This is a genomic window from Streptomyces sp. NPDC052101 (genome assembly GCF_040680235.1).
GTDB lineage: Bacteria > Actinomycetota > Actinomycetes > Streptomycetales > Streptomycetaceae > Streptomyces.
Genome location: NZ_JBFAWH010000001.1, coordinates 110229 through 130811 on the forward strand (window position 1 = coordinate 110229; position 20583 = coordinate 130811).

13 protein-coding genes and 1 pseudogene are annotated in these 20583 nt (G+C 71.1%); 9 read left to right on the forward strand and 5 right to left on the reverse strand.

The features are described from left to right. Positions 1-26: 26 nt before the first annotated feature. Positions 27-707 carry a 4'-phosphopantetheinyl transferase superfamily protein gene (locus AB0L75_RS00505; RefSeq protein WP_365173379.1) on the reverse strand — a complete coding sequence of 227 codons (681 nt, stop codon included), beginning with the start codon at positions 705-707 and terminating at the stop codon, positions 27-29. Then, positions 655-1560, reverse strand: a complete 906-nt coding sequence (locus AB0L75_RS00510; protein ID WP_365173381.1) for a metallophosphoesterase — start codon at positions 1558-1560, stop codon at positions 655-657. Before AB0L75_RS00510 ends, AB0L75_RS00505 begins: the two co-directional genes overlap by 53 nt. Positions 1561-1882: 322 nt before the next feature. Between AB0L75_RS00510 and AB0L75_RS00515 the strand changes: the two genes are divergently transcribed. Then, a complete protein-coding gene (locus tag AB0L75_RS00515; RefSeq protein WP_365173383.1) occupies positions 1883-2992 on the forward strand; it encodes an ATP-grasp domain-containing protein in 1110 nt (369 codons plus the stop codon). A 330-nt stretch (positions 2993-3322) separates the two neighbouring features. Here AB0L75_RS00515 and AB0L75_RS00520 read toward each other — a convergent pair whose 3' ends face one another. Together AB0L75_RS00520 and AB0L75_RS00525 are read right to left on the reverse strand one after the other, a co-directional pair. Further along, on the reverse strand, positions 3323-6367 hold the full coding sequence (locus tag AB0L75_RS00520; RefSeq protein ID WP_365173386.1) for a glycoside hydrolase family 38 C-terminal domain-containing protein: 3045 nt from the start codon (positions 6365-6367) through the stop codon (positions 3323-3325). Between the two features lie 107 nt (positions 6368-6474). Continuing rightward, entirely contained in the window at positions 6475-7812 is a 1338-nt protein-coding gene (locus AB0L75_RS00525; protein WP_365173389.1) for a 6-phospho-beta-glucosidase, read from the reverse strand. 195 nt (positions 7813-8007) lie between these two features. Here AB0L75_RS00525 and AB0L75_RS00530 point away from each other — a divergent pair. The 4 genes and pseudogenes from AB0L75_RS00530 to AB0L75_RS00545 form a co-directional block, all read left to right on the forward strand. Next, positions 8008-8505, forward strand: a pseudogene (locus AB0L75_RS00530) (beta-galactosidase domain 4-containing protein); the annotation flags it as partial. Positions 8506-8857: 352 nt separating this feature from the next. Beyond that, positions 8858-10684, forward strand: a complete 1827-nt coding sequence (locus tag AB0L75_RS00535) for a LamG-like jellyroll fold domain-containing protein (RefSeq protein ID WP_365173392.1) — start codon at positions 8858-8860, stop codon at positions 10682-10684. Positions 10685-10808: 124 nt separating this feature from the next. Then, positions 10809-12059 (forward strand): Ig-like domain-containing protein, encoded by a 1251-nt coding sequence (locus tag AB0L75_RS00540; RefSeq protein WP_365173394.1) that lies wholly within the window; start codon positions 10809-10811, stop codon positions 12057-12059. Positions 12060-12280: 221 nt separating this feature from the next. Then, complete coding sequence (locus AB0L75_RS00545; protein WP_365173396.1) at positions 12281-13675, forward strand: glycoside hydrolase family 16 protein; 1395 nt, start codon at positions 12281-12283, stop codon at positions 13673-13675. A gap of 93 nt (positions 13676-13768) precedes the next feature. Here AB0L75_RS00545 and AB0L75_RS00550 read toward each other — a convergent pair whose 3' ends face one another. After that, positions 13769-14665 carry an AraC family transcriptional regulator gene (locus tag AB0L75_RS00550; RefSeq protein ID WP_365173399.1) on the reverse strand — a complete coding sequence of 299 codons (897 nt, stop codon included), beginning with the start codon at positions 14663-14665 and terminating at the stop codon, positions 13769-13771. Between the two features lie 145 nt (positions 14666-14810). Here AB0L75_RS00550 and tkt point away from each other — a divergent pair, with 145 nt between their 5' ends. Genes tkt through opcA form a run of 4 tightly spaced genes read left to right on the forward strand, consistent with a single transcriptional unit; the run spans position 14811 to position 20582 of the window. Beyond that, on the forward strand, positions 14811-16886 hold the full coding sequence (gene tkt / locus AB0L75_RS00555) for a transketolase (RefSeq protein WP_365173401.1): 2076 nt from the start codon (positions 14811-14813) through the stop codon (positions 16884-16886). Positions 16887-16918: 32 nt separating this feature from the next. Next, positions 16919-18064, forward strand: coding sequence for a transaldolase (tal, locus tag AB0L75_RS00560; RefSeq protein WP_365173404.1), 1146 nt, complete (start codon positions 16919-16921; stop codon positions 18062-18064). Then, complete coding sequence (zwf, locus tag AB0L75_RS00565) at positions 18061-19659, forward strand: glucose-6-phosphate dehydrogenase (protein ID WP_365173406.1); 1599 nt, start codon at positions 18061-18063, stop codon at positions 19657-19659. The genes tal and zwf overlap by 4 nt, the downstream gene beginning before the upstream one ends. Continuing rightward, positions 19656-20582 (forward strand): glucose-6-phosphate dehydrogenase assembly protein OpcA, encoded by a 927-nt coding sequence (opcA, locus tag AB0L75_RS00570; protein ID WP_365173409.1) that lies wholly within the window; start codon positions 19656-19658, stop codon positions 20580-20582. The genes zwf and opcA overlap by 4 nt, the downstream gene beginning before the upstream one ends. Position 20583 lies beyond the last annotated feature (1 nt).

The window sequence follows — 20583 nt, forward strand, 5'->3', positions numbered from 1 at the left end:
GCGCTTCAGGCCGCCGCGGCCGGGCGTCAGGGGCGCGGGATGACCACGGAGGTGGCGACCAGCCCGTCGCGTACGATCCACCGGCCGTCGAAGACCTGGAGCCGGCGGCCGCCGACCCAGGGCCCCGGGACGAGGAGTTCGGCGCGCAGGGTGCCCTGCGACTCGTCGTCGGGGCTCGGGTGGAGGGTGATGTCGGCCTCGGAGAAGTCCAGCCACGCGCGGGTGAGGGGGAACCACGCCTTGTAGACGGACTCCTTGGCGCTGAACAGGATCCGGTCCCAGTGCACGGCGGGCCGCTGCCCGGCGAGCCGGGCGAGCCGCTCGGCCTCGGCCGGCAGGAAGACGGTGAGGCCGACGCCGTCCGGCAGCGGGCCGTGCGGTTCGGCGTCGATGCCGAGGGAGGTCGGATCGCCGGCGCGGGCCAGGGCGGCGGCGCAGAAGCCGTCGCAGTGGGTCATGCTGCCGATCAGGCCGTCCGGCCAGCGCGGTGCTCCCCGCTCGCCGCTGACGATCGGCTGCGCCGGAACACCGAGCTTCTCCATGGCACGCCGGGCGCAGCCGCGCACGGCAGCGAACTCGCGGCGGCGCTTGGTCACCGCACGCGCGACGTGCGCCGCCTCCTCGGGGTAGAGCGGGGCGTCCCACAGCGGGTCGTCACCGTGTGCCTCCACGGCCACGACCGACTCCGGGAGCAGCTCCTCGATCACCGGGTTCGACCTCCATCGGCAGGATGGGGCGCAGCTTTCCCGGCGGTTCCGGGCGCTTGCGCCATTCGCGGGGATAGCCCACGGACACCTCTTCGAAGCGGACTCCGTCGCGCCAGGTGGTGCGCGGGATGTGCAGATGGCCGTAGACCATCGTGGCGACCGGGAATCGGCGGTGCCAGTCGGCGGTCAGCAGGGTGCCGCACCACATGGCGAACTCGGGGTACCACAGCACCTCGGTGGGATGCCGGTGCAGCGGATAGTGGTTGACCGGTACGACGGGCAGGTCCGCGGGCAGCGCGGCCAGCCGGCGCTCGGTCTCGGCGACCCGCGCCCGGCACCAGGCGTCGCGGGTCGGATACGGGTCGGGGTGCAGCAGGTACTCGTCGTTGCAGATGACGCCCGTGTTCTCGGCGTAGGCCAGGCCCTCGGCCTTGGTGGCGCAGCCGGGCGGCAGGAACGAGTAGTCGTACAGCAGGAACAGCGGGGCCACGGCGACCGGGCCGCCCGGGCCCTGCCAGATCGGGTAGGGGTCCTCGGGCGTGACGACGCCCAGCTCCCGGCACAGGTCCACCAGATGCTCGTAGCGTGCGACACCGCGCAGGGTGACGGGGTCCTTCGGGTGGGTCCACAGCTCGTGGTTGCCCGGGGCCCAGACCACCTTGCGGAACCGGCCCGCGAGCTTTTCCAGCGTCCAGTGGATATCGGCCACCGTCTCGGCGATGTCACCCGCCACGAGCAGCCAGTCCTCGTCGCTGCCGGGCCGCATCTCCTCGACCAGGGCGCGGTTCTCCGCATAGCTGATGTGCAGGTCGCTGATGGCCAGCAGCTGCCCGGCCCCGGCCCCAGACTCCACCCCGCACCCCTTCCGATGATCCTCCGACGGGGAACACAAGAACACATTCCCGGACACCGGACAAGTGGGGTCTGGCGGTGCGTCACCTTCTGGCCATCGCCGGGTGCGCACGCCGGTCGCAGGCTGCGCGAGCCGTCTGGACAACCGCCCCCGGATTCCGTAACACGCGCGTTGCACGCGCGGGCTCTTGAAAGCCGTATGATCGCCCCGACACCGACACTCCAACCTCCCTCTTCGCAGGGGTTGTTTGGTGTCCCTTCCTCCTTCCTGCCCGGGCACGGGCCGCTGCGCCCTGCCCGAAAAGCCCCGAAAGGCGGCCTGCATGCCCTCTCGCGTACGCGTCTGGCTCAACCGCACGTACGCGGAGAACGTGTTCTTCATGGATCAGGTGCGCAGAAATCCCAGCGACCGCGCGGTGGAGATCCATGCCACGCACGCGGACCCCGACTCCCCCGTCCTCGCCGCCGCCGACACCGCCGACCTGGAGCCGGAGGGCCTGTCCCCGGCCGCGTACGTCGAGTACGCCCTCGACCAGTGCGCCCGGCGCGGCATCGACGTCTTCGTGCCCCGGCTGCACCAAGCGGCGATCGTGGCGCACCGCGCGGAGTTCCGGGCGGCCGGCACGGCGCTGCTGGCACCGACCGCCGAGGCGGTGGCCGTGTTCGAGGACAAGGCGACCGCATACGACGCGGCCTGCTCGGTCGGTGTCCCGGTGCCGCCGTGGTGGCGGGTGCGTACGGCGGACGAACTCCTCGCCGCTGTCGAGGAGTTGGAGTCGGCCGGGCACATGGCGTGCTTCAAGCCCGCCGCCGGTGCCGGCGGGGTCGGCTTCCGGATGATCACCCGCGACCCGTTCTCGCTGGACGACCTCGCCGGGTTCCCGGGCCCGCAGGTCCAGCTGGACCTGGTCGTCGAGGCGCTGCGGCGGGCCGGGGAACCGGTGGACTGGCTGGTGATGCCGCGCCTGGAGCAGCCCGAGGTCTCGGTGGACTGCCTGACCGGCCGCGACAACCGGCTGCGGCTCGCGGTGGGCCGCACCAAGAACGGCCGCCGGCGGGGCTTCACCCTGGACGAGCGGTGGCTGGAGCCGGCCCGGCTGATCGCGGAGGGCTTCGGGCTGCACCATCTGTCCAACATCCAGTTCCGCATGCTCGGCGACCGGCCGGTGCTGCTCGACGTCAACACGCGGCCCTCCGGGGGCTTGCACCAGTTGTCGCTGTGCGGGGTGAACGCACCTTGGGCTGCCGTGCAGCTGGCGCTGGGTGAGGATCCGGGGGTTCTTGAGCCGCCGTTCCTGGCGCAGGACTATACGGTGATCGCGGGGCCGCGATCACTGCTGCCCGTGTCGCTTCCCCGGCAGAGGGGGGCGAAGATCGCCCTTCCGGCATTGCCCGTGCAGGCGGCCTCGGCGGTGGAGGCCCTGCCGCTCTAGTCCGCCGGCCTGTCCCCCACGGTCCCCTCTTCCGGGACCCGGGGGACATTTTTTTCGGAGTGTGGCCGTCAGGGTGTATCAGAGCGGGACCTCGCGACTCTCCCTTATGGAACGGGAAACCCCCACGGGGGAGCACGGGGAAGCAACGGGGGATTCCACGGGGGAACGGGGGAACGGGTCGGTCGGTCGCGGTCACGGGGGGCGACCGGCCGGCCCGGATCAGCCTCGCAGACGGGCGAGGTGTGCGGCGGTGTCATGTCGACATGACGTTATTACTGCGCCCTCCTTATTTGCGGCCCGCCGCAGCACGTAGAGCCAGAGCCTGTGTGCTCAGGCCCGCCGCAGCCGCAGGGTCAGGATCTGGAAGGGCCTGAGCGTGACCGGGACGGCACCGTTCGCGTCGGTCCGCGCGTCGCCCAGGGGGCGTTCCAGCAGGTCGGTGACCTCGGCGCCGGCCAGCGGGAAACCGGTGCGCAGCGCCCCGGCGGCCCGGCCGCCCCGGGACTCGTACAGCCGGACCACCACGTCCCCGGAGCCGTCGTCGGCGAGCTTGACCGCCTCCACGGTCACGCCTTCTCCCTCGACGGAGACGACCGGCTCGGGCTCGCCCGCCGAATCCGCCACGCGGAGCGGGAGGTTGAGGGCATAGCCCTCGGCCACCGCGTCCTCGATGCTCGCGCCGGGCAGCAGGGCGTAGGTGAAGCGATGCCGGCCCTGGTCGGCCTCGGGGTCGGGGACGCGCGGGGCGCGGACCAGGCTGAGGCGGACCGTGGTGGTCGTCCCCCCGTCGTCGCGGACCGTACGGGTGACGTCGTGGCCGTAGGTGGAGTCGTTGATGAGGGCGACGCCGTAACCGGTTTCGGCGATGTGTACCCAGCGATGCCCGGGGACCTCGAAACGGGCCGCTTCCCAGCTGGTGTTGGTGTGGGTGGGCCGTTGGACGTGGCCGAACTGGATCTCGGCGGAGGAATGCGGGGCGCGCAGGTCGACGGGGAAGCCCGCCTTGAGGATCTTCTCCGTCTCGTGCCAGTCGATGTCCGTCTCGAAGTCGATCCGGGCGCTGCCGGCGCGGACGGTGATCGTCTGGGTGATGCGGGATCCTTTGCCGAAGGAGCGGACCACCCGGATCGCACCCACGAGCGGGCCTTCCTCGGCCACGGTGACCGAGTCGGGTTCCAGCAGGTCGGTGTAGCGGTTCCTGTAGTGCTTGTCGATGTCCCAGGCGTCCCAGCAGTTGGGCAGGTCCGTGTGGAGGCGGAGCAGATTGCCCTGGCCGGCGAGGACTTCACGGCCGGCTCGTAGATCGTGCACCGACGCCAGTGTTCCGTCCTCCGCCACCTGTACCTGGACGATCCCGTTGTCCAGGGTGCGTCCGCGCGCGGTCACCGGGTGCGGGGGTTCGGCCGGGGTGAGGGGCGCGGAGCCGTTCGCGGGCACCCGCACGTACACCGGTGCGCCCTCGGGAGTGCGGACCACCTCGGCTCGCTCGCGCGGGCTGGTGTTGAACACGCGGGGCCCGCCGGTGCCCAGCGCGGTGATCGCCTCGCCGGTGAGTTCCGTCAACTCCCTTGCCACGCGGGCGTATTCGGCCTCGGCCTCGCGGTGCACCCAGGCGATGGAGGAGCCGGGCAGGATGTCGTGGAACTGGTGCAGCAGGACCGTCTTCCACAGCCGGTCCAGCCTCTCGTACGGGTAGCCGTAGCCCGGCGCGTGCAGGGCGGCCGTGGTGGCCCACAACTCGGCCTCGCGCAGCAGGTGTTCGGAGCGCCGGTTGCCCTGCTTGGTGCGTGCCTGGGTGGTGTACGTGGCACGGTGCAGCTCCAGGTACAGCTCACCCGCCCAGACCGGGGCGTCCGGGTACTCCGCGCGGGCCTTGGCGAAGAACGCGTCGGGGTGTTCGATCTCGACCTTGGCCGAGCCCTCCAGGTCCCGCAGACGGCGGGCGCGTTCCATGATCTCGCGGGTGGGGCCGCCTCCGCCGTCGCCCCAGCCGAAGGGCGCGAGGGAGCGGCTGGCGCCGCCCTTCTCGGCGTAGTTGCGCACCGCCCGGGACATCTCCTCCCCGCTGAAGCGGGCGTTGTAGGTGTCGATGGGCGGGAAGTGGGTGAAGACGCGGGTGCCGTCGATGCCCTCCCACCAGAAGGTGTGGTGGGGGAAGGCGTTGGTCTGGTTCCAGGAGATCTTCTGGGTGAGGAACCAGTCGTTGCCGGCGAGCCGCGCCAGCTGCGGGTAGGCCGCGGTGTAGCCGAAGGAGTCCGGCAGCCAGACGCCCTTGGTCTCGATGCCGAAGTGGTCCATGAAGAAACGCTTTCCGTGGACCAGTTGGCGGGCGAGGGCCTCACCGCCGGGCAGATTGCCGTCGGCCTCCACCCACATACCGCCGACCGGCGCCCACTGCCCCTTCGCCACCGACTTCTTGATCCGCTCCCAGACCTGGGGGTAGTGGTCGCGGACCCATGCGTACTGCTGGGCCTGGGAGCAGGCGAAGACGAACTCCTCGTACTCGTCGGCGAGCGCGGTCACATTGGAAAACGTCCTCGACGTCTTGCGCCTGGTCTCCCGGATCGGCCAGAGCCAGGCGGTGTCGATGTGGGCGTGGCCGACGCCGGAGAGGATGTGCGCGCTGGCGTGGGCGGGTTTGGCGAGCGCCGGGCGCAGGGCGTCGCGCACGGCGGGGGCCGAGCCGGAGATGTCGTCCAGGTCGAGCAGGTCCATGGCCCGGTCGAGGGCGTGCATGATCTCGTGCCGGCGCGGCTCGTGCTCGCCGAGTTCCGCCATCAGTTCGCGCAGCACCTGCAGGTCGAGGTCGAGGTGCCAGACCTGCTCGTCGAGGACGGCGAGATCGGCGCGGCGGAAGGTGTACAGGGGGCGGTCGCCCGCCGTCCGTAGATCGCCGAGCGGGGTCGGTGCGGCGAAACCGTTCGCGAGGATGTCCGGGTTGGAGGCGGCCTCCACCAGATACTCGACCACTTCGCCGCCCGCCGCCGGACGGGCGACCGGCACGTACTGGTTGAGCGGGTTGACCGCCTTCAGCGGGGTGCCGTCGGGGCGGTGGACGAGCGCCTCGGCCTGGTTGCCGGGCCAGTCGCCGACGAAGCCGAGGTCGATGACCGACTCGACCCGCTTGCCGGCCCACTCGGCGGGCACCCGGCCGTGCATCCGGAACCAGGTCGTCCCCCAGGGCGGGCCCCAGGGTGTGTCCGTGGCGAACGGGGTGTACGGGGCGGCCGCGGCCCCCTCGAAGGGAACCGGTTCTCCGGGGGGCTGCCAGGCCGCCACCTCGAAGGGGACGGCGGCTGCGTAGATCGCGGGCTTGATGCGCTGGTGGTGGAGGCGTGCGACGCGCTCCTCGATCCGGCGGCGTTCGTCGTGCATGGAGGTCTCCAGAGGAAGCCGTGGAACAGCGGAGGGGAAGCGGGACAGCGAGACGGCGGGACAGCGGACAGCGGACAGCGGGTAGCGGGGAAAGCTCGCGGAAGCGCTTACTTCAGGTACGCCAGGCCAGGATGGACCTCGCTGTAGCCGTCGACCAGCCTGCGCGCCACGTTGACCGAATCGACCAGCGGGTGCAGCGCGAAGGCCTTCACGGCCGTCTGCCGGGACCCGGACTCGGCAGCGGCGAGCACCTCCCGCTCGACGGCCTTGACCGAGCAGACCAGCCCGGTGGCATGACCGGGCAGCGGGGCGACGGCCAGCGGGTGGGCGCCGCCCGCGTCGACCAGGCAGGGAACCTCGATCACCGCGTCTCCGTCGAGCGCGGACAACGTGTTTCCGTTGCGCACGTTGAGGATCAGCGTGGTCCGCTCGTCGCGGGCGATGGCCCGCATCAGGGCGAGTGCGACCTTCTCGTAACCGCCGGACAGATCGTCGGCCTCGCGCTCGCCCGCGCCGGCGCTCTCCCGATTCTCGGCCATGTAGGTGGCCTCGCGTTCGGCGCGTGTACGGTCCCACACGTCCAGCGCGGACCGATCCGTACGCTGGGCCTCCGCGTAGAACCCGGCCTGCTGGTCACGGAGGAAGGCGCCCCGGGTCCGCTCGGCCCGCTGGTAGGCGTGTACGGCTTCCCGGTTGAAGTAGTAGTAGTGCAGATACTCGTTGGGGATCGCGCCGAGCGACTGCAGCCAGTCGACGCCGAACAGCCTTCCCTCCTCGAAGGAGCCGAGCAGGCCGGGGTCGGCGAGCAGGCGCGGCAGTTCATCGCGTCCGGCGACGCGCAGGCCGCGCACCCAGCCGAGGTGGTTGAGGCCGACGTAGTCGATGAAGGCCTGCTTCGGGTCGGCGCCGAGGACCCGGGCGATACGGCGGCCGAGGCCCACGGGAGAGTCGCAGATACCGATGACGCGGTCGCCCAGGTGCCGGGACATGGCCTCGGTGACCAGGCCGGCCGGGTTGGTGAAGTTGATGACCCAGGCGTCGGGGGCGAGCCGGGCCACGTGCCGGGCGATGTCGACGGCGACGGGGACGGTGCGCAGGCCGTAGGCGATGCCGCCCGCGCCGACGGTCTCCTGGCCGAGGACGCCCTCGGCGAGCGCCACCCGCTCGTCGTCCGCCCGGCCCTGAAGGCCGCCGACACGGATCGCGGAGAAGACGAAGTCGGCGCCGGCGAGGGCCTCGTCGAGGTCGGTGGTGGCACTCACGCGGGGCGCGTCGGGGATACCGGCGGCCTGTTCGTCCAGCACCCGGCCCACCGCATACAGTCGGCAATCGTCCAGGTCGTGCAGGACGACCTCGGTGACCCGCCCTTCGGCGTGGTCGCTCAGCAGTGCACCGTATACGAGCGGCACCCGGAATCCGCCGCCGCCCAGAATCGTGAGCTTCACGTCTGCACCTTTCCCGCAACTCCCGCGATGACCACCTCGACACCGGAGGTCACAGCGGCCGGGCCACCGGAGCGCAGGGCTCTCAGGATGAGTCGATACCGTCGTTCTGCCGGCACGGCATGAACGTTACTCGTGGTGCTGACCGGCGCCACGCTCGCCGAGGGGCCGTCCGCTGATGGATGCGACGGACCACCACACGGCGTGGCCGCGGACCACTGGGCGGCCACCGAGTCCACCCCGGGTATTCGGAGTGGCTTCATCCGGGAGTTCTGGGACCGCGCGATCCTGCAGCGCGTGGACGACGGAAGACCGGCCGCGCCCGCGGGTGCCCGGCCGTACGACAGCGGTGTCACCGCATCCCGGTACGAGCGGGACGGGCGCCGGGAGTTCGCGGCGCCGGTCGGGATCCGGTGCTACCGGCACGAGGGCATCGTCGTCACCAACCATCAGCGTTCCCGGGGCCTCGCCCGGCTGGCGGCGGCCTGGGAGCTGGCCCTGGCCGACGGCCGTACCGTGACGGCTCCCGCCGAGCTGCCCGAGCTGCGGCCGGGCGAGACGGCGTCCGTTCCGCTGCCCTTCTCCCTGCCGGAGGGCGGCGGCGAGATGTGGCTGACCTTGCGGGTGATGACGGCCGAGGAGGAGACGGGGGCGCCGCGCGGTACGCAGGTGTGCGCGCCGCGGATCCGGCTGCGCAGGACCGTCCCGGCTCGGTCCGCGCCGGGTCCGGGTCCGGCGGCGGTGGACGCCCCGTGGCCCGCGGTCGAGGTCGAGTCGCAAGAGTCCCGTCAGCTCTCGGTCACCCGCCACCGCGCGGAGGACCCGACAGCCACCGGGCACCGCTCCGAGCCCCTGCCGCGTCCCGCGGGTGTGGTGCACATCGACGTGGTGCGTCAACGGCCGGGCGCGGCGTCGTACGCACCCGAGGCCTTCCCCGCGTACCGCATCCCGTCCCACCGGTGTCCGCCCCTTGAGCCGGAGTCGGTGCGTTCCGCAGCCCCGTAGCCCCCCTCGCCCCCGCCTTCCCCGTCACCTTCACGGAGCACATGTGTGTACCTCGCATGATCACGAGCAGGCCGAGCCCGCGCAGACCGGTGCCGGAAGACGTGGTTTCCTCAGGGCCACCGCACTGCTGGGCGCTGCCGCCACGGCCGGTGTCGCCCTGCCGTCCGTCGCGGAGGCGGCGGAGAGGCGCGGCCGGCGGCCGGACGCGGACAGCCGCCGGTTCACGCTGGCGGTGATGCCCGACACCCAGTACCTGTTCGACGGCCCCAGCATCCACCCGGCACCGCTGGAGGCCTCGTTGCGCTATCTGCTGGAGCACGGCGAGGACGACAACATCGTCTTCCTGACCCATCTCGGCGACCTCACCCAGAACGGCGCCGAGGACGAATTCTCCGCGATCGGCGAGGCGTTCGGGATCCTCGACCGGCGGGGTGTGGGCTACAGCGTGCTGGCCGGCAACCACGACATCAGGTCGTCCACCGACGACCAACGCGGCGCCACGCCGTACCTGGACGCCTTCGGGCCGCAGCGCTTCCGGAACAAGCCGACCTTCGGCGGCGCCTCCGCGGACGGCTACAACACCTACCACCTGTTCCAGGCCGCCGGCCGCCGGTGGATGGTGCTCGCCCTGGACTGGCGGCTGTCGGCGCAGGGGTACGCCTGGGCGAAGGACGTGCTGGCCCGGCACCCCAGGACGCCGGTCGTCCTCACCACGCACGAACTGGTCGCCGGGGACGACTCCCTGTCGGACTACGGGCAGCAGCTGTGGGACCGGCTGATCGCGGACCACGACCAGATCTTCCTGGCCCTCAACGGCCACTTCTGGCCTGCCGGCCGGGCGATCCGCAAGAACGCGGCCGGCAACGAGGTCCATCTGCATCTGACGAACTACCAGAACCGCTACTTCGGCGGTGCCGCCATGATCCGCCTCTACCACTTCGACCTGGACCGTGACGTCATCGATGTGGAAACGGTTTCGCCGTGGATCCTCGGCCGAGCGGGGAAGGGGCTCAACGAGCTGGAACGGCAGGAGATCGAGCTGAGCGGCGACGCGGACCGCTTCTCGGTCGGTATCGACTTCGCCGACCGCTTCTCCGGCTTCGACCCGGTGCCGGTCCGCCCGGCGCGGCCGGTGTCGCAGATGCTGATACCGGGCACGGTCGCCTACTGGCGGTTCGAGTCGCCCGTCTCGGGCACGGTCCGCGACCTGTCCGGCCGCGGCAACGACCTCACCGTGGTCTCGGTGGGCGGCGGCTCGCTCGGCTGGTCGGCGGAGCACCACCCCGATCAGCCGGGCCACGGAAGCCTGGAGTTCACCGGCTCCACGTCGCCGCTGACGGGCGCGTACCTGAAGACGGTCGACAGCGCTCCGCTCAACTCGGCGACGTTCAGGAACGGTTACACCATCGAGGCGTTCTACTGGCTGCCCGCCGACTGGGATCCCGCGCACCACGCCTGGTCAGGCCTGGTCGGCCGGACCGGCCGCAACGGCTCCGTCGGTACGGTCACCGACGACCCGGACGAGCCCCTCGCCACCCTGTCCCTCTCCGACGGCCCCGGCCCGCAGTGGGCGGTGCATCCGCTCAACCAGCAGCGGCTGGCCACCAACTGGGGCGACGAGACCGCCCGCGAGACCTGGTGGCACCTGGCCGTGGTGAACGACGGACGGCACACGACGATGTACGTCCAGGGCTGTCCGGTGGCCCGCAATCCGCACGCCTCCGCGATCGGCATCGCCTCGTCCGGACGGCCCTGGCTGCTCGGCGGCTACGAGTATGCGGACCGGATCGACCAGATCCTGCACGGCCGGCTCGGCGACGTCCGGATCGTCTCCCGGGCGCTGCCCGTCACCTCCTTCATGACCCGTTGACGCCGTCCCAGCGGACCCTCGTCCTCACGGGAATCTCAGGAAGCGCCCTCCGGATTCAAAGGACCGGCCCGGACAACGGGCGCAGGATGCCCGAGGAGCGAAGGATGACTCAGGAAGGCGTGTCGTGTCAGTGGCGCACATATCGAACCGGTCCGGACGGCAGCCGGGCGGCTGGTCCCGGCGCGGCCTGCTCGCCGCGCTCGGCACGGCACCCGCCGCGGCGGCCCTGGCAGGGTGCGGTTCCTCGGCGGGCGCCTCCACCGCCACGGACGACAAGGGAGCGACGGCTTCCTCGCACGCGGCCACGGAGAAGCCGGCGACCATCGCCGTCACGCCCGGAAACGGCACGCGCAAGGCCGGTTTCACCAGCCCCGTCGAGGTCGCCGTCAGCGCCGGCGCGCTCGCGTCGGTGCAGGTCACGGGCAACGACGGCACGACGCTCGCGGGCGGCTTCAACGCGGCCCGCACCCGGTGGACCTCCTTGCGCAATCCGTACTCCGGGACGACGTACACGGTCACCGCCAAGGCCGAGGGAGCCGCCGAGGCCCACGTGGCGTCGTTCGCCATCCGGGCGCCCGGCGCCACGTTCGTCGGCTCCTACACCCCGGAGGCCGACTCGACCTCGGGGGTCGGCATGCCGGTGTCGATCGACTTCACGCACGCCGTCACCGACCGGGCAGCCGTGCAGAAGGCGATCACGGTGACGGCGGAGCCGGCCGTGGAGGTGGTCGGGCACTGGTTCAGCGACACCCGGCTGGACTTCCGGCCGCGGACGTACTGGGCTCCGGGCACGAAGATCACGCTCGGTCTGCGGCTGAAGGACGTCGAGGGCGCGGACGGTGTCTACGGCGTCCAGCAGAAGGACGTCGTCTTTCACATCGGCCGCGAGCAGATCAACACGGTCGACCTCGCGACGAGGACGATGACGGTGCGGCGCTCCGGCAGGACTGTCGCCACCTATCCGGTGACCGGCGGCGACTCCTCGCACACCACCTGGTCCGGGATCATGGTGATCAGCGAGCGGTTCCGGCAGACCCGGATGGAGTCCTCCACGGTCGGCCTGGGCGACGAGTACGACATCCCGGACGTGCCGCACGCCCAGCGGCTGACCACGTCCGGCACCTTCGTTCACGGCAACTACTGGGCGGCCGCCTCGGTGTTCGGGCACGAGAACACCAGCCATGGCTGCGTCGGACTGCACGACGCGAAGGGCGCGGGCGACAGCTCGGCAGCCGGTTACCGGTTCTACGACAGCTCGATGCTCGGCGACGTGGTGATCGTGAGGAACTCCGGCGAGAGGACCGTCGACCCGGCCAACGGGCTGAACGGCTGGAACCTGTCGTGGTCCGACTGGAAGGCGGGCAGCGCGGTCTGAGCGGCATCGGCGAATTCACCCGCCTTCAACCGCCTTCACCTGGCTTCACCTGGCTTCAGCCCGTGAACTCGCCTACAGGGGCGGGACTTTCCTTGTTTCAAGTCTTGACGGTCACGGGGGCGGGGAGCACATTGACGGCATCGTGAGAGCGCTCTCAGAACCGTCCGGGAGCGCTCGCCGAGACTCCCGCACCCCCGCCCCCGTACCCGAGAGGCCTCCCCATGAGCGATTCCTCCGGCATACCCAGATCCCGCCCGCTGCGGCGCGCACTGCTCGCCGTCGTCGCCTCGCTCGGCCTGGCCGCGGCCGCCGCCACGGCCGCCACCGCACCCGCGAGCGCCACCGCCCCCACACCGCCCTCGGGCTGGACGCAGGTCTTCCTGGACGACTTCGACGGCGCCGCGGGATCCGGCGTCAACACGGCCGACTGGCAGTACGACACCGGGACTTCGTATCCGGGCGGAGCCGCCAACTGGGGCACCGGTGAGGTCGAGACGATGACGTCGAGCGCCGGCAACGTCGCCCTCGACGGCAACGGCAACCTGCTCATCACCCCGCGCCGGGACGCCTCCGGCAACTGGACCTCCGGACGGATCGAGACCACCCGCACCGACTTCCAGCCTCCGGCGGGCGGCAAGCTGCGCGTTCAGGCGCGCGTCCAGATGCCGAACGTGACCGGTGACGCGGCTGCCGGCTACTGGCCGGCCTTCTGGATGCTGGGCGCGCCGTACCGCGGCAACTACCAGAACTGGCCGAGCGTCGGCGAGCTGGACATCATGGAGAACGTCCAGGGCCTGAACAAGACATGGGCCACCATGCACTGCGGCACCAGTCCGGGCGGTCCCTGCAACGAGACCACGGGGCTGGGCAATTCGACCGCGTGCCCCGGCACCACCTGTCAGTCGGGCTTCCACACCTACACCATGGAGTGGGACCGCTCGGTGAGCCCGGAGGCGATCCGCTTCTTCGTCGACGGCGTCAACTACCAGACGGTCACGGCGAATCAGGTGGACGCGACGACCTGGGCCAACGCCACGAACCACGGCTTCTTCGTCATCCTGGACGTGGCGATGGGCGGCGGCTTCCCGGCGGCGTTCGGCGGCGGCCCGACCGGCGCCACGGAGCCCGGCCACCCGATGGCCGTCGACTATGTACAGGTCCTGCAGTCCTCGGGCGGCGGCACCACTCCCCCGCCGTCCGGCAACCGCGACGCCTACAGCCCCATCCAGGCCGAGTCCTACGACAGTCAGTCCGGCGTGAGCACCGAGACCACCACGGACACCGGCGGCGGCCAGGACATGGGCTGGATCGCGAACGGCGACTGGGCGCTGTACAAGGGCGTGAACTTCGGCTCGACACCGGCCACGCAGTTCTACGGCCGGGTCGCCAGCGGCGCCGCGAGCGGCGTCAGCGGCCTGGTCCAGGTGCGGCTGGACAGCCCCACCAGCACCCCGGTCGGCAGCTTCGCGGTGGCCGGTACCGGCGGCTGGCAGTCCTGGCGGACCGTCCCGGCCAACATCAGCCCGGTGACCGGCACCCACGACGTCTATCTGACCTTCTCCAGCGGTCAGCCGTCCGACTTCGTGAACGTGAACTGGTTCGACTTCGGGCACTGAGCGATCGAACTTCTTGATCGTTTTCGGCGGATTCGGCCGTTCCTCGTCACAGCGGCGCATCAAGGAGCGCCGAACCGTCACGGCCTCCTGCCGCTACCCCAGTTCCGCGCGGAACGCCACCGGCGTCTGCCCGGTGTGCAGATGGAAGAACTTGGTGAAGTTCGCCGCGTCGGGGAAGCCCACGGCCGCCCCGACGCGGCCGATCGGCATGTCGGTGTGGGCGAGGAGGCGCTTGGCCTCCAGGACGACGCGTTTGTCGATGAAACCCTTCGGGGTCTCGCCGGTGGCGGCGCGGACGGCGCGGACGAGGGTGCGGCGGGAGTAACCGAGTGCGTCGGCGTAGGCGCTGACGCTGTGGTTGACGGCGAAGTCCTTCTCGACCGCGTCCCTGAAGAGGGTGAACGTGGTGTCGGCCTGGCGGCGGGCCGCCTCCGCCGAGCTGGCCGCGAGATGCGCGAGCCGCAGCAGGAACGCCGTGAGGGAGTGCCGCAGGACCGCCGTGTGCAGGCTCAGCGGGAGCGTCTCGGTGTCCTCGTACTCGCGTTGCAGATGCCCGAGTGCGGCCTTGAGCGCGGCGAGCTGGGGCGGTTCGGGGCGGAGCAGGGGCGGCAGGTCGTAGCGGTAGAGGCCGGTGGCCTCCACGATGGCGCGGGGCAGGAAGCCGGGCTGCATGGTCAGCACGGTTCCGCGGTACTCGCAGCTCCGCGAGAAGCGGTGCACCTGTCCGGGCCGGATCCACAGCAGGTCGCCTGCCTGCGCCTCGTACTCGGCGAAGTCGATCATGTGGCGGACGGGGCCCTCGGTGAAGAGCATGACGACGTGGAAGTCGATGCGGTGGACGCGGTGCAGCGGGGCGTCGGCGTGCCATCTGCGCTCGGTCCCCATCGGGCCGACCTGTATGCCGACGCCGCCGACGCTCAGATCGACCGGGAAGGGGAAGGTTCTGATTCCGCCGTCGTCGCCTGCCTCGCCGGGCGTTCTGTCCGCCATGTCCTTCTCGTGCCGTCCCTAACGAAGATCCGTGTCCCACTTTCACCACAGGCTGACACACTCCAACCTTCCCTCTCAAAAGTCAGACTTTTAGTTTTGAACGCGTCAGGTTATGCAGAGCGCTCCAATCGAGGACTTCTTGAAGATGAGTACGCAGACATCAGACGGCTTCGAGTGGACCGAACTCGACCGGCGCGCCGTGGACACCGCGCGTCTCCTCGCGGCCGACGCCGTGCAGAAGGTCGGCAACGGGCACCCCGGCACCGCGATGAGCCTGGCCCCGGCCGCGTACACGATCTTTCAGAAGGTGATGCGTCATGACCCGGCCGACCCGGAGTGGGCCGGCCGCGACCGCTTCGTCCTCTCCCCCGGCCACACCTCGCTGACGCTGTACACGCAGCTGTTCCTCGCCGGCTACGAGCTGGAGCTGGACGACCTGAAGGCGTTCCGCACCCAGGGCTCGAAGACCCCCGGCCACCCCGAGTACGGACACACCGCCGGCGTCGAGACCACCACCGGCCCGCTCGGCCAGGGTGTCGCCAACGCCGTCGGCATGGCGATGGCCGCCCGCTACGAGCGCGGCCTGTTCGACCCCGAGGCCCCCGAGGGCACCTCCCCCTTCGACCACACCGTCTGGGCGATCGTCTCCGACGGCGACCTGGAGGAGGGCGTCTCCGCCGAGGCCTCCTCGCTCGCCGGCCACCAGAAGCTCGGCAACCTGGTCTTCGTCTACGACGACAACCACATCTCCATCGAGGGCGACACCGCGACCGCCTTCTCCGAGGACGTACTGAAGCGGTACGAGGCCTACGGCTGGCACACCCAGCGCATCGAGCCCACCGCCGACGGCGACATCGACGTACCCGCCCTCCACGCGGCGCTGAAGGCCGCGCAGGCCGAGACCGGGCGGCCCTCGATCATCGCGATGCGCACGATCATCGCCTGGCCCGCCCCGAACGCCCGGAACACCGAGGCCTCCCACGGCTCCGCGCTCGGCGCGGAGGAGATCGCCGCCACCAAGCGCGTCCTCGGCTTCGACGCGGAGCACGCCTTCCAGGTCGAGGACGAGGTCCTGAACCACTCCCGGCGGGCCCTGGACCGGGGTGCCGAGGCGCACGCGGCCTGGGACAAGCGGATCGCCGAATGGCGCGCCGCGCAGCCGGCGCGCGCCGAGCTGTTCGACCGCGTCAGCAAGGGCGAGCTGCCCGAGGGCTGGGAGGAGGAGATCCCCGTCTTCGAGGAGGGCAGGTCGGTCGCGACCCGCGCCGCCTCCGGCAAGGTGCTGCAGGCCCTCGGCCCGGTGATCCCGGAGCTGTGGGGCGGCTCCGCCGACCTCGCCGGCTCGAACAACACCACCATCGACAGGACCAGCTCCTTCCTGCCGAAGGGCAACCCGCTGCCCGAGGCCGACCCCTACGGCCGCACCGTCCACTTCGGCATCCGCGAGTTCTCCATGGCCGCGGAGATGAACGGCATCGCCCTGCACGGCAACACCCGCATCTACGGCGGCACCTTCCTGGTCTTCTCCGACTACATGCGCAACGCCGTGCGGATGGCGGCGCTGATGCAGCTGCCGGTGACGTACGTGTGGACGCACGACTCCATCGGTCTCGGCGAGGACGGCCCCACCCACCAGCCGGTCGAGCACCTGGCCTCGCTGCGCGCGATCCCCGGTCTGAACGTCGTCCGCCCGGCCGACGCCAACGAGACCGCGATCGCCTGGGCCGAGATCCTGAAGAGGCACGCCACGAACCCCGCCCCGCACGGGCTCGCGCTCACCCGCCAGGGCGTGCCGGTGTACGCGCCGAACGAGGACGCGGCCAAGGGCGGCTATGTGCTGCGCGAGTCCTCGACCGAGGTCCCGGAGGTGGTCATCATCGCGACGGGCTCCGAGGTGCAGCTGGCCGTGGCCGCCCGGGAGGGGCTGGAGGCCGAGGGGATCGGCACCCGGGTGGTGTCGATGCCGTCCGTGGAGTGGTTCGAGGAGCAGCCGCGCGAGTACCGCGAGCGGGTGCTGCCGCCGGCCGTGAAGGCACGGGTCGCCGTCGAGGCCGGGATCGGCCTGACCTGGTACCGGTACGTGGGCGATGCCGGACGCATCGTCTCCCTGGAGCACTTCGGCGCCTCCGCGGACGCGGGGACCCTCTTCGCCGAGTTCGGCTTCACCCCCGAGAACGTCGCCGCGGCGGCCCGCGAGTCCCTCGCCGCCGCGCGCGCCTGACACCGACGCCCGATACCGACACAAGAAGAAAGATGATCACTGTGACCGAAGCAATCGCGACCCCGGGAGCCCTCAAGCGCCTCGCCGACGAGGGCGTGTCGATCTGGCTCGACGACCTGTCGCGCAAGCGGATCACGTCGGGCAGCCTCGCCGAGCTGGTGGCGAGCGGGAGCGCGGTCGGTGTCACCACCAACCCCTCGATCTTCCAGGCCGCCATCGGATCCGGCGAGGGCTACGAGGAGCAGCTCACCGACCTCGCCGTACGGGGGGTCACGGTCGACGAGGCCGTGCGGATGATGACGACCGCCGATGTGCGCGACGCCGCCGACGTGCTGCGCCCGGTGTACGACGCCTCCGCCGGCCGGGACGGCCGGGTCTCCATCGAGGTCGACCCGCGCCTCGCCCACGACACCGGGGCGACCGTCGCCGAGGCCAAGCAGCTCGCCTGGCTGGTCGACCGCCCCAACGTGATGATCAAGATCCCGGCGACCCGGGCGGGCCTGCCGGCGATCACCGAGGTCATCGGCCTCGGCATCAGCGTCAATGTCACGCTGATCTTCTCCCTGGAGCGCTACCACGAGGTCATGGCCGCCTACCTGGCCGGCCTGGAGAAGGCCCGCGAGCACGGCATCGACCTCTCCATGATCCACTCGGTGGCGTCCTTCTTCGTCTCCCGCGTCGACTCCGAGATCGACAAGCGGCTGACCGCCCTCGGCACCGAGGAGGCCCTCGGGCTCAAGGGCCGCGCGGCCCTCGCCAACGCCCGTCTCGCCTACGAGGCGTACGAGCAGGTCTTCGGCTCCGCGCGCTGGGTCGCGCTCGCCGGGGACAAGGCGAACAGGCAGCGCCCGCTGTGGGCGTCCACCGGGGTGAAGGATCCCGCGTACAAGGACACCCTGTACGTGGACGAGCTGGTCGCGCCCGGCACCGTCAACACCATGCCGGAGGCCACCCTGAACGCCGTCGCCGACCACGGCGAGATCACCGGCGACACGGTGACCGGCGGCTATGCGCAGGCCCGCGCCGACCTGGCCGCCGTGGAGCGGCTCGGCGTCTCCTACGACGAGGTCGTCCAGCAGCTGGAGGACGAGGGCGTCGCGAAGTTCGAGGCGGCCTGGCAGGAGCTGCTGGACGCCGTAGCGAAGTCCCTGGAGAGCAAGGGAGTTGACGCCCGATGACCGACAACGCACCCGCCGCCCCGGCACCTGCCCAGGCGCCGGCGCAGGTGACCGTGCCGGTGGCCCCGGCCGCCGACTGGGTAAACCCGCTGCGGGACACCCGCGACCGCCGGCTCCCCCGGATCGCGGGCCCGTCCGGGCTGGTCATCTTCGGTGTGACCGGTGACCTGTCCCGCAAGAAGCTCATGCCGGCCGTCTACGACCTGGCCAACCGCGGTCTGCTGCCGCCGGGCTTCTCCCTCGTCGGCTTCGCCCGCCGGGAGTGGGAGGACCAGGACTTCGCGCAGGTCGTCCACGACTCCGTGCGCGAGCACTCCCGCACCCCGTTCCGCGAGGAGGTGTGGCAGCAGCTCGCCGAGGGCATGCGCTTCATCCCCGGCGACTTCGACGACGACACCGCGTTCAAGCAGCTGAAGGACGCCGTCGAGGAGCTGGACGCCTCCCGCGGCACCGGCGGCAACTTCGCGTTCTACCTCTCCGTGCCGCCGAAGTTCTTCCCGAAGGTCGTGCAGCAGCTGAAGAAGCACGGCCTGGCGAGTCCGCCGCAGGGTTCCTGGCGGCGCGCGGTCATCGAGAAGCCGTTCGGCCACGACCTGGCCAGCGCCATCGAGCTGAACGGGATCGTGCACGACGTGTTCGAGCCGGACCAGGTGTTCCGCATCGACCACTACCTGGGCAAGGAGACCGTCCAGAACATCCTGGCGCTGCGCTTCGCCAACCAGATGTACGAGCCGATCTGGAACCGGTCGTACGTCGACCATGTGCAGATCACCATGGCCGAGGACATCGGCATCGGCGGCCGGGCCGGCTACTACGACGGCATCGGCGCAGCCCGTGACGTCATCCAGAACCACCTGCTGCAGCTGATGGCGCTGACCGCCATGGAGGAGCCGATCGCGTTCGACGCGGAGGCGCTGCTCACCGAGAAGCTGAAGGTGCTGAAGTCGGTGCGGCTGCCGGAGGACCTGGGCAGCCACACCGTGCGGGCGCAGTACGCCGCCGGCTGGCAGGGCGGCGAGAAGGTCGTCGGCTACCTCCAGGAGGACGGCATCGACCCCAAGTCGAAGACCGACACCTTCGCCGCGATCAAGCTGGGCATCGACAACCGCCGCTGGGCGGGCGTCCCCTTCTATCTGCGCACCGGCAAGCGGCTGGGCCGCCGGGTCACCGAGATCGCGGTGGTCTTCAAGCGGGCCCCGCACTCCCCGTTCGACTCCACCGCCACCGAGGAGCTGGGCCAGAACGCGATCGTCATCCGCGTCCAGCCCGACGAGGGCATGACCGTCCGGTTCGGCTCCAAGGTGCCGGGCACCTCGATGGAGATCCGGGACGTGTCGATGGACTTCGCGTACGGCGAGTCGTTCACCGAGTCGAGCCCCGAGGCGTACGAGCGGCTCATCCTGGACGTGCTGCTCGGCGACGCGAATTTGTTCCCCCGTCACCAGGAAGTGGAAGAGTCCTGGAAGATCCTCGACCCGATCGAGGAGTACTGGGCGGCGCACGGCAGGCCGGCGCAGTACGCGTCGGGCAGCTGGGGACCGAGTGAAGCGGACGAGATGCTCGCACGAGACGGACGGAGCTGGCGCAGGCCATGAAGATCGACCTGACCGACACCACGGCAAGCAAGATCAACAAGGCGCTGGTGCAGGGCCGCCGCGCCATCGGCACCCCGGCCGTGGGCATGGTCCTGACGATGGTCATCGTCACGGACGAGGAGAACGCCTACGACTCGATCAAGGCCGCCGAGGAGGCCTCGCACGAGCACCCCTCGCGCACGCTGGTCGTCATCAAGCGGCACGCCCGCACCCTGCGCGACCGCACCCACTCACGGCTCGACGCCGAGGTCCGGGTCGGCTCCGAGGCCGGCGCCGGCGAGACGGTCGTACTGCGCACCTACGGCGAGGTGTCCGACCACGCCGACTCGGTCGTCCTGCCGCTGCTGCTGCCGGACGCGCCCGTCGTCGTGTGGTGGCCGGTGGACGCGCCCGACACGCCGTCGAAGGACCCGCTCGGCGCGCTGGCCCAGCGCCGCATCACCGACCTGTACGCGGTCGAGCGGCCGATGGAGGTCCTGGAGACCCGCGCGCGCAACTACGCCCCCGGCGACACCGACCTCGCCTGGACCCGGCTGACGCTGTGGCGGTCCATGCTGGCCGCCGCCCTGGACCAGGCCCGGACCGAGGTGACCTCGGCGGCCGTCGAGGCCGAGGCCGACAACCCCAGCGCCGAACTGCTCTCGCGCTGGCTGGAGGCCCGCCTGGGCGTCACCGTGGACCGTGTGGTCACCGCGGGCCCGGTCGTCACGGCCGTGCGCCTCGGCACCGCGGGCGGCGAGATCGTCATCGACCGCCCCGAGGGCCCGCTCGCGACCCTGACCCTGCCGGGCCAGCCGCCGCGCACCCTGGCCCTGAAGGTCCGCACCACCTCCGAACTCATCGCCGAGGAGCTGCGCCGCCTCGACGCCGACGAGATGTACGCCGTCGCCCTCAGGGGCGAGGCCGCCAAGGAGAACGCCTGAG

Coding starts and splice junctions, on each gene's coding strand:
- AB0L75_RS00515 (WP_365173383.1), top strand. CDS start 1,883: ATGCCCTCTCGCGTACGCGTCTGGCTCAACCGCACGTACGCGGAGAAC.
- AB0L75_RS00520 (WP_365173386.1), bottom strand. CDS start 6,367: ATGCACGACGAACGCCGCCGGATCGAGGAGCGCGTCGCACGCCTCCAC.
- AB0L75_RS00545 (WP_365173396.1), top strand. CDS start 12,281: ATGAGCGATTCCTCCGGCATACCCAGATCCCGCCCGCTGCGGCGCGCA.
- AB0L75_RS00550 (WP_365173399.1), bottom strand. CDS start 14,665: ATGGCGGACAGAACGCCCGGCGAGGCAGGCGACGACGGCGGAATCAGA.
- tkt (WP_365173401.1), top strand. CDS start 14,811: ATGAGTACGCAGACATCAGACGGCTTCGAGTGGACCGAACTCGACCGG.
- tal (WP_365173404.1), top strand. CDS start 16,919: ATGATCACTGTGACCGAAGCAATCGCGACCCCGGGAGCCCTCAAGCGC.
- zwf (WP_365173406.1), top strand. CDS start 18,061: ATGACCGACAACGCACCCGCCGCCCCGGCACCTGCCCAGGCGCCGGCG.
- opcA (WP_365173409.1), top strand. CDS start 19,656: ATGAAGATCGACCTGACCGACACCACGGCAAGCAAGATCAACAAGGCG.